At 47.2% G+C, this 13,832-nt stretch carries 16 protein-coding genes; 5 read left to right on the top strand and 11 right to left on the bottom strand.

Features of this window, described 5'->3' with window-relative positions; genetic code table 11:
• Positions 1 to 3: 3 nt before the first annotated feature.
• From FSB75_RS00695 to FSB75_RS21720, 4 genes are all read right to left on the bottom strand, one after another.
• The gene (locus FSB75_RS00695; protein WP_172623026.1) at positions 4 to 405 is read right to left on the bottom strand and encodes a GreA/GreB family elongation factor; all 402 of its coding nucleotides are present in this window, start codon (positions 403 to 405) and stop codon (positions 4 to 6) included.
• Positions 406 to 516: 111 nt separating this feature from the next.
• Positions 517 to 1,041 carry a hypothetical protein gene (locus FSB75_RS00690; RefSeq protein WP_146781435.1) on the bottom strand — a complete coding sequence of 175 codons (525 nt, stop codon included), beginning with the start codon at positions 1,039 to 1,041 and terminating at the stop codon, positions 517 to 519.
• Positions 1,042 to 1,088: 47 nt separating this feature from the next.
• A complete protein-coding gene (locus tag FSB75_RS21725) occupies positions 1,089 to 1,265 on the bottom strand; it encodes a hypothetical protein (RefSeq protein WP_172623025.1) in 177 nt (58 codons plus the stop codon).
• A gap of 64 nt (positions 1,266 to 1,329) precedes the next feature.
• Complete coding sequence (locus FSB75_RS21720; RefSeq protein WP_172623024.1) at positions 1,330 to 1,494, bottom strand: hypothetical protein; 165 nt, start codon at positions 1,492 to 1,494, stop codon at positions 1,330 to 1,332.
• 218 nt (positions 1,495 to 1,712) lie between these two features.
• Here FSB75_RS21720 and FSB75_RS00685 point away from each other — a divergent pair, with 218 nt between their 5' ends.
• The 5 genes from FSB75_RS00685 to FSB75_RS00665 all read left to right on the top strand — a co-directional run bounded on the left by FSB75_RS00685 (position 1,713) and on the right by FSB75_RS00665 (position 5,065).
• A complete protein-coding gene (locus tag FSB75_RS00685) occupies positions 1,713 to 2,405 on the top strand; it encodes a sigma-70 family RNA polymerase sigma factor (protein WP_146781433.1) in 693 nt (230 codons plus the stop codon).
• Positions 2,406 to 2,514: 109 nt separating this feature from the next.
• Positions 2,515 to 3,168, top strand: a complete 654-nt coding sequence (folE, locus tag FSB75_RS00680; protein WP_146781431.1) for a GTP cyclohydrolase I FolE — start codon at positions 2,515 to 2,517, stop codon at positions 3,166 to 3,168.
• Between the two features lie 6 nt (positions 3,169 to 3,174).
• A complete protein-coding gene (locus FSB75_RS00675) occupies positions 3,175 to 3,840 on the top strand; it encodes an FAD-binding oxidoreductase (protein WP_146781428.1) in 666 nt (221 codons plus the stop codon).
• 202 nt (positions 3,841 to 4,042) lie between these two features.
• The gene (locus FSB75_RS00670; RefSeq protein ID WP_146781426.1) at positions 4,043 to 4,660 is read left to right on the top strand and encodes a hypothetical protein; all 618 of its coding nucleotides are present in this window, start codon (positions 4,043 to 4,045) and stop codon (positions 4,658 to 4,660) included.
• A gap of 105 nt (positions 4,661 to 4,765) precedes the next feature.
• Complete coding sequence (locus FSB75_RS00665) at positions 4,766 to 5,065, top strand: hypothetical protein (RefSeq protein WP_146781424.1); 300 nt, start codon at positions 4,766 to 4,768, stop codon at positions 5,063 to 5,065.
• A 76-nt stretch (positions 5,066 to 5,141) separates the two neighbouring features.
• Here the strand turns inward: FSB75_RS00665 and FSB75_RS00660 are convergent, their stop codons facing one another.
• From FSB75_RS00660 to FSB75_RS00630, 7 genes are all read right to left on the bottom strand, one after another.
• Positions 5,142 to 5,432, bottom strand: a complete 291-nt coding sequence (locus FSB75_RS00660; protein ID WP_146781422.1) for a PLDc N-terminal domain-containing protein — start codon at positions 5,430 to 5,432, stop codon at positions 5,142 to 5,144.
• A gap of 140 nt (positions 5,433 to 5,572) precedes the next feature.
• A complete protein-coding gene (locus tag FSB75_RS00655; protein WP_146781420.1) occupies positions 5,573 to 7,750 on the bottom strand; it encodes an amylo-alpha-1,6-glucosidase in 2,178 nt (725 codons plus the stop codon).
• Positions 7,751 to 7,762: 12 nt separating this feature from the next.
• Positions 7,763 to 8,851 carry a glycosyltransferase family 4 protein gene (locus FSB75_RS00650; protein WP_146781418.1) on the bottom strand — a complete coding sequence of 363 codons (1,089 nt, stop codon included), beginning with the start codon at positions 8,849 to 8,851 and terminating at the stop codon, positions 7,763 to 7,765.
• Positions 8,852 to 8,869: 18 nt separating this feature from the next.
• A complete protein-coding gene (locus tag FSB75_RS00645) occupies positions 8,870 to 9,625 on the bottom strand; it encodes a ZIP family metal transporter (protein WP_146781416.1) in 756 nt (251 codons plus the stop codon).
• Between the two features lie 62 nt (positions 9,626 to 9,687).
• A complete protein-coding gene (locus FSB75_RS00640; protein ID WP_227990732.1) occupies positions 9,688 to 10,056 on the bottom strand; it encodes a sensory rhodopsin transducer in 369 nt (122 codons plus the stop codon).
• Positions 10,057 to 10,058: 2 nt separating this feature from the next.
• Positions 10,059 to 10,508, bottom strand: coding sequence for a PPC domain-containing DNA-binding protein (locus FSB75_RS00635; RefSeq protein ID WP_146781412.1), 450 nt, complete (start codon positions 10,506 to 10,508; stop codon positions 10,059 to 10,061).
• Between the two features lie 115 nt (positions 10,509 to 10,623).
• Positions 10,624 to 13,818 carry an FAD-binding and (Fe-S)-binding domain-containing protein gene (locus FSB75_RS00630; RefSeq protein WP_146781410.1) on the bottom strand — a complete coding sequence of 1,065 codons (3,195 nt, stop codon included), beginning with the start codon at positions 13,816 to 13,818 and terminating at the stop codon, positions 10,624 to 10,626.
• Between the last annotated feature and the right edge of the window lie 14 nt (positions 13,819 to 13,832).

Here is a 13,832-nt window from a genome sequence, read left to right as displayed (position 1 = left end):
GAATTAGGAAAAAGCATTGCCGACTTCCAGAATGGTAAAGGTCTTTCGGCCCGCGGGCACCTGCCAGCTAACACGCCGGCCTTTGCGGTAGCCAATCAGAGCCGTTCCTATGGGCGAGAAGATGGAGATCATCCGCTTTTTAATGTCGGCTCTTTCTGGCGTTACCACCGTCAGTTGCATAACCTTGTTCGCTTTTTCATCTTTCACGGTCACCTGCGAATTGAGCCGGACCACATCGCCGGGCAACTCGTCTTCGCCCACCAGCTTTGCCTTCTTTAATTCTGCTTCTAATTCTTCCGCATCCCGGCGGTTGAAGAGTGTTTTTGCGAGGCCGTTTTTCAATTTTCCCATGATGGTTTCGTAATCGTTCTTTGTCACGACAAGTTGTTCTTTTTTCTTTTGCATGTTTCCTGGTTTGGGATGAATGAAATTTGTTTGAGTGGTTTTCGTAAGGGAAATTTTACCGAGGCTGTGGGCAATGAATTTATCCTTTCGCCGTAAATCCTTTTCCATTTCTTAGGCCATTTTCTTCACCGGCGCTTGCATCTTCGATAAAATTGCCTCCCAGTGTTTGGCTTTGTTTTCCAATTCGGCAATTTGATAAATCACGTGGTCAATGTGGTTGTAGAACATGACTTCCATTGGTTCACCTCCGTTGGCCAATTCAAAACGCAGCACAATTTTTTCAAGAAATTGTTCCGGCTTTTTGGTCTGCAAATCGCTGCCGCCAATGGTTCCGTACTGCCTTTTTACCGAGCAGGTTTTTACGTCGTTCAGGTCTATCACGTTCGAATGGAAGCCGTCTTCGTTTCGCTTTTGCAACACGGCCAGTTTACGGTGCATACCGTCCAACCCAATAACGCCATCTTTTAAAACTTCCTGGCTGGAAAAACTCAGGTTGTGATCGGAACCCAATTGACTAAAACGTTGAAGAAGGTCGTTCATCGCAGTGCGTTTTTGTTTGTTATCAATACTCACCAGCAACACGCAAACCCCGGCAATAACGCCGATTATAATAGCGACAATAAATAGCGTTGACATAGACTCTTGTTTATAGAATTATTTACTGCTACTGCAAGCGAACACGCTTACAGCGGCCTGCGACGGAATACAAAAACCAAAAGCAGCAACGGAACGGTAACGTACAGAAATTGATACCACCCTGTACCGGCTACAAAGCCTTGCCGGATAATGATGGCGTTAAGCAATACGACAAACAAAACCACAACCCCGCCTGCTGAAATCCCTGATTGATTCCGGTGCATGAGAAATCATTTTCGGTTTAGCACTGAAAAAAGCAACGGCAAATCATCCCAAGCCCGCTAATGGTTAGGCTTGGGCAAGCGTGTTAAAGTCCTTAAAGTTGGAGAAGTAATAAAGTTGCGGACAGAAAGGAACAAATTCGGGAAACGACCAGGTATAACAATCGCTCATGTCAAGAAGCACGAACTTGTCGTGCCTTTGAAGATTGGTATGTAAACCGCGTGTGGCCATTTCTACAAACATAGGAAAGAAACCGAAACGGGAAGTTTTAATTGCCTAAGGCTTGGTTAAAAACATTCTTGTAACCTTTTGCGCACAAAACTACTCTCTTGTTTTAGCAAGCGATGTTTTACTCTGCCGCCACAGGTTGCTTGTACACGTTGCGGCAAAGCGGAAAAAACGCCGGCTTCAAAAGTGCCCGTTTTCGTTAAATTTATAAAACCACAATCATGCAAAGCATCGCTGAAAATATTTCAGTTAGTCCCGACAGTCTAGTTATTGAAAAGATAATAAACGGCGACGTTTCTCTTTTTGAAGTGCTGATACGGCGATACAATCCGGTGCTTTATAAAATTGCCCGCAGCTACAGCTTCAATCACCAGGACGCCGAAGACCTGATGCAGGACGTACACGTAATTGCTTACACGCAGCTTTCCAAATTTGAAGGCCGTGCGTCATACAAAACTTGGATCTCCCGCATCATGGTAAACAAATGCCTTTACAAACTGAAATACGGCTACTTCAAAAACGAAGTACCGCACGAAGATTTCCCCAATCATCAGCCCATGCACAACAAAGCAAACGAAAACCAAACCGAAGACCGGCTCCTGAACCGCGAGTTGACCGTGGTTTTAGAACGAAGCCTGCAAAACATTCCAGTTATGTACCGCACCGTGTTTGTATTGCGGGAAGCAGAAGGCTTTTCGGTAGCGGAAACGGCACAGCTTCTGAACATTACTCCCGTTAACGTGAAAGTGAGATTGAACAGGGCAAAAGCTTTGCTGCAAAAACAAGTCGAAAAATTCTATTCGCACGCCGACCTGTATTCCTTCAATCTTGTTTATTGCGATGGCATGGTGCAAAAAGTTTTTGAACAGATTAATAAGATAAAAAAAGAAGACAGCGAAACTTCGGTGCAATAGAAATATTACCGCGAGTCATGTAACAATATACTTACACACCGAATCCATTATAACATCGCGGCCGCAAAAATCTCAACACAAACTTTCGGCAGCGTAAATTTTACAAGCAATGCAAAACGGAAAAACAATAACCCTTAACGGAAACAATCACCGTCCACTGCTCATTGATGAATTAATAAGTCCCGCAACACAGGCGCTTAACGGCGAAGAGAAAATAAAACTTATCGAAAACCATTTCCGGCAAATCATGTTGCTGCTTGGCCTTGACCTCAACGACGACAGCCTGAAAGGAACGCCCAGCCGCGTGGCAAAAATGTACGTGAACGAAATGTTCAGCGGTCTTAATCCGGCCACCAAACCCGAAGCCACGCTTTTTGAAAACAATTACGGTTATAACGAAATGCTCGTTGAAAAAAACATCACGGTTTACTCCTGCTGCGAACATCATTTTGTGCCCATCATTGGCAAGGCGCATGTGGCGTATTACCCGAACGGTAAAGTTATTGGCCAGTCAAAAATAAATCGCCTTGTTCACTACTATTGCAAGCGTCCGCAGGTGCAGGAAAGACTGACCGTGCAAATAGCCGGTGCGTTGAAAGAAGCGCTTCATACAGAAGACGTGGCCGTTGTGGTGGACGCCGCGCATTTGTGCGTTGCCTCAAGAGGTGTTGGCGATGTGGGCAGCACCACGCTTACAAGCCATTATTCGGGACGGTTTAAAAGAGAAGAAGTAAAAAAAGAATTTCTTTCCTTTCTAAAATAAGCGGCAATGGAACACGTCATTAAGATAAAATCAATTGAGAACGTAACACACGATGTAAAGCGTTTTCAATGCGAAAAGCCCGCGGGCTATCAATTTATTCCTGGACAAGCCACGGAAGTTTCTATTAACAAAAAAGACTGGGAAGAAGAGCGGCGGCCCTTTACGTTTACGGCCTTGAACGATGCGCCGCATCTTGAGTTTACGATTAAGATTTACAGCGATCATCCCGGCGTAACCAACGAACTGAACACGTTAAAACCCGGCGATGAACTCATCGTTAGCGATGTGTGGGGCGCCATCGAATACAAAGGGCCCGGCTATTTTATTGCAGGCGGCGCGGGCATCACACCGTTCATTTCCATTCTTCGCCAACTTAAAAAAGAGAACAGGCTAAAAGGCAACAAACTTTTCTTTTCCAACAAAACCGATAGCGACATTATCCTGAAGGACGAATTAACCGATATGCTGGGCGATGATGCGGTTTACGTGATTACAAACCAACCCGAAACTACTCATCGCAAAGGCTACATCAACGAACAGTTTTTAAAAGAAAACGTTGACGATTTCAGCAAACATTTTTACTTGTGCGGCCCGCCGAAGATGGTGGAAGCGATGCAAAATGTTTTGCCCGCCCTTGGCGCTTCACCCGATACGGTTGTGTTTGAAAAATAAAACGCTCAATTGTCAAACCAACGAAGGAAAAAGATTTTCTTTTGTTGCGAACGGCTGTATTCTTGTCCATTATTCTGCTCTTGTGTACGATAATCCATTCATTTCTTAAACCGGTTCGTCGCTTGCATTAAAAGCTGTTGCCAGAGACTGAAAACATGCTTCACGCTTACGCCAATGGCATGAACTTTACTGCGTTCTTTGCATGAAACCGAAAAACTACACAGGACTTGTTCCTGAAAACACGCAAGGCAAAGCCATTACGGCAGAAGCCAGCCTTCCGTTACAAAGCGAGCAGGAAGCCAAAGCTTTTTACGAAGTGGCCAAAGAGCGTTTGCTTCGCGTACATGACTGGAGCAAGATGGCCGGCGCCCTAAGCGCAGATTTTGAATTAACGGACGACAAAGGCAATACAGCAAACAGGCTCGTGCGCAAGGGCGATCATTTTCGCATTGACATTCCGGGACCGGGGAGCAAAGCCGGCGAAGGTTACGACTGGGCCAGCGTGGAAGACCTGAAAGAAGTTCATCAGGCCGATGTAGACAGCATCGCCATTCTTGTTCGCCCCGCAGAGAATCCGCAAAGCGATAACAAGGCCGTTGCGCATTTCTTTTCTAAAAAATCAACCAGCACGTTTGTCGTTAGCCGCGAAGGCAATACCGTCACTGCATCTATTTACGACCGCAACATAGAAGCCAATGAAGAAACCGAAGAACCGCTGGACAAAGTACGCAATGCCGCTGTAGGACTTAGCGCCAAGCACGGCGTTTCTAAACTGCAATGGCAGGCCTTGGCTGATGCACTTGTACAGAAAGAAAAGTAGAAGCGCCGGCAAAGAATTTTACTGATTGTGAAAGGCTCGCAAACACGTTGCCGCTGCAAGTATGCACGGTTTTTGAAGCTTTATAAATAATAAAAAATTGAGGATATGTTTAGTTTAATATTCTTCGGGATTGTGGCTTTTATTTTAATCGTGGGTATGGTTGTAACAGCCATGCGAAAAAAATCAAGAGCCCTCCCGGAAAGACCCGACGAGGAAACGTCTTACAAAAAAGGATCGCCCCGTGAAGCGGACCGGCCATTGCGTTCGCGAAGCGCTTTTAACGAAAGAACAATTGGCAACCCGGGTAGCGTAATGCCGGCAAGCAACAAAAATTTACCGCCGGATTCCAGCAACGAAAACGACACGAATGCGAACGACGGTCCGGCCAACAGGCCCGTTGTCTGAACAACAGCATTCACAAGTTTGAACCCTTTCTTTTACGGTGCATAAATTCAACCGGAAAGACTTTTTCTGCTCCTGATTAGAAGCTGATGCGTTTGCGCTTCATGGCGTAGTACAACATTCCGCCCAGAGGCGCTAAAATAATGACGACAAGAATCCACAGAGGCCGGCTCGGCGTTCCTTTTAAATCCTCGTTCGTAAAGACATCAATGATGGCCCAAACCCAATGGACGGCCCCAAAAACAAAGGCGGCTAAAATTACATCGTAGCTCCAGTGTATCACGTTGCCTTTTAGCACCACGCCCATGATGAGCAAAAAATAACTGACAAGACCAATGATAAAAGCCGGATGCGTCGTATCGTTTTTCATAGCTGTGTATTTGTAGAACGTCAATAATTCTGTATCTGTTTAGAAGGGCAAAAACCGTGTCAGGCAAAGCAAATTTTTTGCAAAGGCTTGTGGGTCTTTATTCTTCTCTCCTGCTTCTTCGCTCTCCATCTCTTCTTTCTTTATTGCCGGATGATCACCTCCCAATCCGCGGGTTTTTCAATGACGTGAAAGCTTACGTCTTGCTTGTGGCGATAAACTTCAAAATGACAAAAGCTTTCGCCAACGGGCAAGCGGGTAATTACGAGGTGTTTCAGGAAATCGGGAAGCTGTGGCTTGTTGAACGAAACAATTTTTTTCACGCCGTCAACCTGCAATTGCAGGCAAGCCTGCAAGAGTAGATAGACCACACCCACGGCCCAGGCCTGCGGCGAACAGGCAACGGGATAAGCCACCGGCCCTTCGTTTGGCCTTCGCTCAAAACCGCAAAACAGTTCGGGCATTCGTTGAAGGTCTATGAACAACGATGCGTCAAACAAACCTTTCATGATTTGCAGGGCTGCTTCGGTTTGCCCGTATTTCGCCAGGCCAAACGCAATCAGTGCATTGTCGTGCGGCCACACCGAGCCGTCGTGGTACGACATGGGATTGTACCGCACTTCGGTCTGTGCCAGCGTTCGTACACCCCAGCCGGTAAACATTTCTTTGCTTGTAAATTGCTTTGCCACTGATGCCGCATGTTTGTCATCGGCAATGCCGGTGAACAAACAATGACCGGCGTTGGAGGCAAGAACTTTACAGGGCTTTTTATCGCCGTCGAGTGCCAGCACGTAAGCGCCCAGTTCTTTGTCCCAGAACTTTTTGTTGAAGACGTTTTTCAATTCACTTGCTGCACGTTCCAATCCTTCAGCGTATTCTTTCTCGTTCATCACATGCGCCAAAACCGCCGTACCTTTTTTGGCTGCGTACACATAGCCCTGCACTTCGCACAAAGCGATGGGTGCGGTGCACAATTCACCGTTGGCGTACATGATGGCGTCGTAAGAATCTTTCCATCCCTGGTTGGTCAATCCGTCCTTCGATTTGTTTTTGTACTCCACAAAACCGTCGCCGTCCACATCGCCGTATTGGTCAATCCAGTTCACGGCGGCTTTAATGTTCGGCCATATTTTTTTTATCGTTTCCACATCGGCGGTCTGCTGGTAATACATTCCTGCCAGCATTAAAAAAAGCGGTGTGGCGTCAACGGTGCCGTAATACTGCTTAAAAGGAACCTCGCCGGTATTGGCCATTTCGCCGTGCCGCATTTCGTGAATGATTTTCCCCGGTTCAGCGTCGTTGGCCGAGTCCATTTTTTTGGATTGTGTGGCCGCCAAAAAACGTAGCGCATCACGGGCAATTTGCGGCGCCACCCAAAGCACTTCCATGGCCGTAATGATGCCGTCGCGGCCAAAGGCCGTGTTGTACCAGGGCACACCGGCATAGGGATAATAACCGTGCGGCGTTTTTGCCAACAGCGATTGTAAATCTATCCGCGACCGGTTGAGCCATCCGTTGAAATTTTCGTTGCTGCTTTGCACAGCGGCAAACAAAGATTCCGTTTGTTCAATTTCCTGTAGAAGCCCGTTTTTTACTTCGTCTAAAGATCTTTTTTCATTGAGCTTTTGTTTCCCGTCTTCGCTGTTTTTAAAACAAGCGGCGTAGTCAATTTTGTAAGACTGATGCGGCTCTAACCGAAGATCAAAAGCAACGGTTGCCTTGTGAATAACGGCTTGCTGCTCCTCGCGGAAAACGATCTCCGTGGTGCGTTGCACTTCATCAAGGCCGGTATAATCAAAAATGATTTTGTTTTTGTCAGTGGAAAGTTTCGGATGCGGAACGTCCACAAGGCGGTTCATGCCGCGTATTTCAAAAATGTCGCTGAAGTCAGCACCAAAAGAAAGTGTAACGTCGAAAGAACAAGTGGCGCTGCTGAAATTCTGCAGATCAATTTCTTCGTAAAAAACACCGTTGCGAATGAATTGCCGGCGGTTGATGTGAACGCTGTTTTCCTTGATGCCGCACTTGACAATATCGGGATTGGTCAAGTCCACCGAAAGCACTTCGTTGTCGGCTTTTACCGATGAACTTAGTAACACCGGACGCTTGTGATTGAGCTGCAACTCCAGCCGGTTTAAATAGCGTGTGCCTTTGTAAAAAATGCCGTGCGCCTTTTTGCCTTTGGGGTGAATGTCGCCCCAGCGGTCGAAGATGCAAAAGGTATCAATGTGGTTCATCACGTGTGTTCGCTCATCGTAGTTGAACGATTCGGAACCGACGTGGTATTTTTCGTTGGTGGTGAGTTCTTTTGTTGCAATCATGGTTCTTCAATTTTAAAAGATTCTTTCCCGTTTGTTTTCGAACAGAGACGTTGTTTCCGTGCGTTTAGTGACCGCGCCCGACAAGGCGATGAGCTTTTTATAAAGCTGCAAATAATCGGCAGCCATTCGCTCCGCTGTAAACTTTTCTTCAAAAACGTTTCGAATCAGGCCGCGGTCAATCGTCTTTAATGTGTGAATAATCTTTACGGCTTCTGCGGTTGAAGAAACAAGGAAACCGTTTCTTTCGTTTTCAATGATCTCGGGTACAGAACCCGTGCTGTGCGCAATGACCGGCGTGCCGCAAGCCATGGCTTCAATCATCACAAGGCCGAAGGGTTCGTTCCAATTAATGGGGAACAATAGCGCCAGTGCGTTGCCCAAAAATTCCTGCTTTTGGCGCTCGTTGATTTCGCCAATAAACTCTACAAGCGGATGTTGCAGCAGCGGTTTTATCAACGATTCGTAATACACTGTGTCGGCCTTGTCCACTTTGGCCGCAATCTTCAATTTCAGTCCGGCTTGCACGGCCCATTCGATGGCTTTGTCCAAACCTTTCTCGGGAGAAATCCTTCCTAAAAAAGCAAGATAACCGCCCTTGCCCTGGCCTTGCCTTAGTAAATTCAAGGGCAAACCGTGGTGCACTGTTGCCACGAAATTGGCCTGGGGCAAAGGTTTGCGCTGGCTGTTGGAAATAGAAACTACGGGTTGATGAAATGCGTTATAGATAAGCTGCAGTTCTGGAATGTCAAGCCTTCCGTGCAAGGTGGTGAGGTGCGGCGTTCGCAATTTTTCCGTCGAAGGAAAATGCAAGTAGTCTATGTGAAAATGAACGACGTCAAATTCGTCCGCCCGTTCCAGCACTTTTTCAATCTGCACAACGTGGAGCGCCAACGGATCGCAGCAATCATCGTTCAGCCGCAACGCGGTTTCGGAACAGCTTACCAGGTTTGCGGACGTAACCGAATCTCCCGAAGCGAACAACGTTACCGCGTGACCTTGTCTCACCAATTCTTCCGTTAAATAAGATACCACTCTTTCAGTGCCGCCGTAAAGCTTTGGCGGAACGGATTCATATAAAGGAGCGACTTGCGCAATTTTCATAAATTTTATTTTGAGCCATCAGGCAATTTTTGATAAAACAAAAGCGCACAAAAAACCAATCACGGTAATCAACCCGGCGTAGTTGTGCGCCACTTCAAAAGCTTCGGGTATCATCGTATCGGAAAGCATGGACAAAATAGCGCCGGCGGCAATGGCCGTTGTGGCGGCAATCACATCGGAGCTGAAGCGATCAAAAATGACAAAACCGCAAAGCGAAGCCACGCCGCTGATAACGGCAATGCCAAACCAAATGAGAAAAACATAGCGGGCCGGTCGTTTGGCTTTTTTCATGCCCGCAGCACTTGATAAACCTTCGGGCACGTTGGAGAGAAAGATAGCAATGACCGCCACCATACTTACCGCGCCGGAATGAATCATACTCACGCCTATGACGATAGATTCGGGAATGCCGTCGAGCAAAGAGCCCAGCGCAATGGCCATGCCGCTGCCGCTGTTTTCATCTTCCGAAGGCTGCTGGTTGCCCGAGCGCTTGCGGTGCCTGGCGCCTTTTTTTGCCAGAAGAACATTTGCCATTGTGTACACAAATGCGCCGCTTACAAAACCAATTGCTGTTGAATCGAAGCCGCCTGTTTTATACGCTTCATCCATGAGGTCAAACGAAAGCGCCGAGATTAAAACGCCGCTACCGAAAGCCATGATGGCCGCAATCCACCGTTGACCAATATTGGCATAATAGCCAATCAACGCACCGATGATCAAAGCCGAACCGGCCAGCAATCCCCACAAACCTGCTTTCAACCATTCTGGAATCATAACATCCTTTTTTCTTGTTCAATTTCATTTGCTCATGGCCCGTTGCTCGTTGCAAATTGTCGTCATTGCGCAAAGGCGATGGTGCTGAGCAAAGCATTCGCATCTTGTCTTGAATCCAACCGTGTGTGCTGAATTACCACAGGCACGTCCGATACAAAAACGCTGGAATAATCCGTGCCCAACGGAATGGGTTGAGGCTCTTTTAAATCGTTGAACCGAAGGTGCAGCGTACGCTTTGCGGGCACCGTTATCTTGTACGGCCCCACAGGTTCTTTATCGGAAAAATAAATGGTGAGTTGAAGGTGTGCTTCCGTATCGTTTGCGTTTAAAATGCAGGCTGCTTCGTGGCTCACAAATTCACGTCCGGGACCGTTGCTCCACGCGGGAATGTAGCCTTCGGCAATGGCCCATATTTTCTTTCCAATTTCCATATTCATCGTTTTTCAGGTTCAGAAATATCAATTAGTGGCAGCCCGGTTTCTTTGTCCATTCGTCGTTGTAAATAGCCCGGCGATTCTTCCAATATTAATTCCAACGTTGGATGCACAACGGCCTTCAGCAAATGGCCGCCCATCGTTGATCCGTCTGATCTTCCTACCACCACATGCGCATGAAGTTTGGAGTCATCACCGTACAAAGCCACGTCGCCAATGAGCGAAAGCACTTCGACTTGTTCGTTCACCGGAATCTTTTTATAGTCCTTGATTCCAAAATCAAAAAAGCCCAGATCCACACCGCTAAACGCACCGATGGCGGTGAAGCGTGCCGCTTTGAGCGAATGTTCGTTGGCGAATGTTTTCAACAAGTTCATTACTTCGTCGCCGCTGTCAAAAACCAGTGCGTAAGTGGCGTTGTCAATTCCGTTTAAAAGTTTGTATTTCATGTTTTGTTTTTTTATGAGCCAAGGGTTCGCCTGTGCATTGAGCTTCTCTTGCGTCGCACTCTTGTACGTCTTGTTCGCTGTGCGGCATCCTTGCACGCAATCGCTGCGTGAAATATTATTCCTTTCTTTTCGCCTTCCACAACAAATAACCCGCACTCAAAACCACCACACCAAGCAGCAACAAACCGCTTCTCTTCTTGTGCGGATTTTTCAATGCCATGTCGTCAACGTATTTCTTCTCCGGTCGTTTCACCGCTTCTTTTTCGTGCAAAGCCATTTGCAGCACCTGCGCCAAGTGCATTCCTTTTCTGTCCGTCTCCTGTTCTATTTGTTCGCGGCAACTAAATCCGTCTGCAATAACAATGGTTTCTTCATCTGCTTCACGCACTTTTGGCAAGAGCAGGAGTTCACCGGCTTTAATGGAAACGTCGTAGTGTTGGCCTTTTTCATAACCAAAGTATCCGGCCATGCCGCAACAGGTTGTGGGCAGTACTTCGTAATCCAGGCCTGTTTTGTCCAGCACTTTCTTTTCGCAATCCATCTTCATAATGGAACTGTGATGACAATGTCCGTGCACAATTGCCTTTTGTTTCAGTGCAGGAATTTTGAAATCCGGCGCTTTCTTTTCCAGGAATTCGCCCAGCGTAAACACTTGCTTCGACAAGCGGCTGGCTTGTTCATCGTGCGGAAAAAGATTGTGCAACTCATCGCGAAAAACCGCTACGCAACTGGGTTCCAGGCCAACAATCGGCACGCCCTCTTTTATTTCATCATGCAAGGTTTGCATGATGTCAACCAGCATTCGCTTAGCTGTGTTCAACATGCCGAAATCGTAAAGCGGTCGTCCGCAGCACATTGATTTTTTTGGAACGATGACTTTAAAGCCTGCCGCTTCCAACACTTCAACACCGGCCACCAACGTTTGCGGTAAAAAATAATTGTTGAAGGTATCGGCCCAAAGAATAACGGTTTGTTTGTGGGTTGTGGGTTGTGGCTGATTGCCGATTGCCGATTGCCGGTTGCTGAACCAACTCTTAAACGTTTGCTCCGCATACTTCGGCATTTTGCGTTGCGGCGCAATGCCTGCTAATGCTTTTGTGATGTTGCTGATGAAAGGCGCGTGCATCAAAAAATTAAAAACGCCGGGCATGAACGAAGCCATTCTGCTCCACCAATAAATCCATCCAAAGACATACGCCGTTCTTGGCCGCAGCTTTCGTTCGTAATAGTGCGAAAGGAATTCCGATTTGTAAGTTGCCATGTCCACGTTTACCGGACAATCGCCTTTGCAACCTTTGCAGGCCAAACACAAGTCCAGCGCTTCTTTGACGTGTTCATCTTTCCATCCGCCTTTGAGCACATCGCCGTGCAACATTTCATAAAGCAAACGCGAACGGCCGCGGGTGCTGTGCATTTCTTCACGTGTAACCATGTAGCTCGGGCACATGGTGCCGCCTTCGTGTCTTCTACATTCGCCCACGCCAACGCATTTAAGCGTGATGCGTTCCCAACTAAAAGCATCGTCTGGAAAGCCAAAATGCGTTTTTAGTTTAGGCGGATTGTAATCAGTGCCCAACCGCAGATCGTTGGTTTGTCCATAAGTGTCCACAATTTTTCCGGGATTCATTTTCCACTCAGGGTCCCAGATGCGTTTGAATTCTTTAAACGCTTCCACCAATTCTTTTCCGTACATAATCTCCAACAGATCGCCTCTCGCTTGCCCATCGCCGTGTTCACCCGAAAGCGAACCGCCGTATTTCACCACCAGGTGCGATGCTTCGATGGTGAACTGCTTGTACTTTTCAATGCCTCCTTTGGTAAGAAAATCAAAGCCCACACGACAGTGAATACAGCCTTGCCCGAAGTGGCCATAAATAGAAGGTTTATAGCCGTATTTGTCAAACAGAGCACGAAGGTCTTTGAGATAATCGCCAACGTTTTTAGGGTCAACGGCGCTGTCTTCCCAACCCGGCCCGCCATTGGGTTCGCCGGGCACCCAGGCGGTTGCGCCAAGCCCCGATTCACGCACCTCCCATAACTTTTTTTCCTGTGCCGGATCGTCGAACAAACTCATGGAAGGCGGTGCATTTTTCTTCTTCAATTCATCCATCAAAGCTTTTGCTTTGTTGTCGGCGTCTTCTTTTGAATCACCGCCAAATTCCACCATCAGCCAGGCGTTGCCCTTTGGCAAAAGCGGAATGTCGTTTATGTTCAAACCCTTTCTCCGCATGAATTCGATGAGCAAATCATCAAGGCCTTCGAGACCGATAGGTTTGTGCTGCATGATCCCGGGCACCGCATAACCGGCATCGGGCAAACTCGGATAACCCAACACCAAAAGGCTTCGTTCTTTTGGCGTGGTAATGAGTTTCATCGTGGCCTCGGTTATGGTCACCAGGGTGCTTTCAGAACCCACCAGTGCGTGTGCCACGTTGAAACCGTTTTCGGGCAAGAGTGCGGGAAGATTATAGCCTGAAACGCGGCGCGGAATGTTTGGAAATTTTTGCTTGATCAAGTCGGTGTATTTGTCGCGCAGCTCACGCATCTTGCGATAGATTTCTGCTTTCCGTCCGCCTTCTTTTTGGATTTGATTGTATTCATCATCCGAGGTTGGTCCAGCCTTAATCTTAAGGCCATCATACGTAACAACGGTGATGCTTTCGGTGTTGTCGGAGGTCCGTGCGCCGTAGCCTTCAAACTGCGCCATCACGGAATGTACACCGCAGGAATTGTTTCCCAACATGCCGCCGATGGTGCAGTGGTCGTGTGTAGCGGGATCGGGACCAAAGGTTAAACCGGCTTTTCGTTCGGTAGTGTGGCGCATTTCATCGAGAACAATTCCGGGTTGTACAGTCACCAATTTTTTCTCTTTGTCAATGTGCAAAACATTGTTGTAGTATTTGCTCATGTCCATCATTACAGCCACGTTGCAACATTGTCCTGCCAACGATGTTCCGCCGCCACGGCTTAAAATCGGCGCACCATATTTTCTACAAATGTTGATGGTGTTGATGATGTCGTCTTCGGTTTTTGGAAGCACAACGCCGATGGGGATTTGGCGATAATTAGATGCATCGGTTGAATACAACGCACGGCTGCCGTCGTCGAAACGAACTTCACCGCTAACAGCTTTTTTCAATTCTTTCTGCAAAGCTTTTGCGTCAACACCGATGGAATATTTTGTTTGAAACCGCGGGTCCAATACTTGTCCGTTAACTTTGGATTTGCTATCGGTTTGAATGTTGACTTCCGGTTTCTTTTCGGATTCCTTATTCCCTTTCACTTTGTCTTTCGTGTGTTGTATTGACATAAAAAAATTTTTAA

The organism is Flavisolibacter ginsenosidimutans, assembly GCF_007970805.1.
Lineage (GTDB): Bacteria > Bacteroidota > Bacteroidia > Chitinophagales > Chitinophagaceae > Flavisolibacter > Flavisolibacter ginsenosidimutans.
Note: the sequence above shows the minus strand (reverse complement) of the source record. Positions and strands in the feature narration are given on the sequence as shown.

Bases quoted from the DNA above. Each gene is read 5' to 3' on its own strand.
- FSB75_RS00685 (WP_146781433.1), top strand. From the start codon at position 1,713: ATGCAAAGCATCGCTGAAAATATTTCAGTTAGTCCCGACAGTCTAGTT.
- FSB75_RS00665 (WP_146781424.1), top strand. From the start codon at position 4,766: ATGTTTAGTTTAATATTCTTCGGGATTGTGGCTTTTATTTTAATCGTG.
- FSB75_RS00650 (WP_146781418.1), bottom strand. From the start codon at position 8,851: ATGAAAATTGCGCAAGTCGCTCCTTTATATGAATCCGTTCCGCCAAAG.
- FSB75_RS00635 (WP_146781412.1), bottom strand. From the start codon at position 10,508: ATGAAATACAAACTTTTAAACGGAATTGACAACGCCACTTACGCACTG.
- FSB75_RS21725 (WP_172623025.1), bottom strand. From the start codon at position 1,265: ATGCACCGGAATCAATCAGGGATTTCAGCAGGCGGGGTTGTGGTTTTG.
- FSB75_RS00645 (WP_146781416.1), bottom strand. From the start codon at position 9,625: ATGATTCCAGAATGGTTGAAAGCAGGTTTGTGGGGATTGCTGGCCGGT.
- FSB75_RS00675 (WP_146781428.1), top strand. From the start codon at position 3,175: ATGGAACACGTCATTAAGATAAAATCAATTGAGAACGTAACACACGAT.
- FSB75_RS00690 (WP_146781435.1), bottom strand. From the start codon at position 1,041: ATGTCAACGCTATTTATTGTCGCTATTATAATCGGCGTTATTGCCGGG.
- folE (WP_146781431.1), top strand. From the start codon at position 2,515: ATGCAAAACGGAAAAACAATAACCCTTAACGGAAACAATCACCGTCCA.
- FSB75_RS00660 (WP_146781422.1), bottom strand. From the start codon at position 5,432: ATGAAAAACGATACGACGCATCCGGCTTTTATCATTGGTCTTGTCAGT.
- FSB75_RS00695 (WP_172623026.1), bottom strand. From the start codon at position 405: ATGCAAAAGAAAAAAGAACAACTTGTCGTGACAAAGAACGATTACGAA.
- FSB75_RS00670 (WP_146781426.1), top strand. From the start codon at position 4,043: ATGAAACCGAAAAACTACACAGGACTTGTTCCTGAAAACACGCAAGGC.
- FSB75_RS00630 (WP_146781410.1), bottom strand. From the start codon at position 13,818: ATGTCAATACAACACACGAAAGACAAAGTGAAAGGGAATAAGGAATCC.
- FSB75_RS00640 (WP_227990732.1), bottom strand. From the start codon at position 10,056: ATGGAAATTGGAAAGAAAATATGGGCCATTGCCGAAGGCTACATTCCC.
- FSB75_RS21720 (WP_172623024.1), bottom strand. From the start codon at position 1,494: ATGGCCACACGCGGTTTACATACCAATCTTCAAAGGCACGACAAGTTC.
- FSB75_RS00655 (WP_146781420.1), bottom strand. From the start codon at position 7,750: ATGATTGCAACAAAAGAACTCACCACCAACGAAAAATACCACGTCGGT.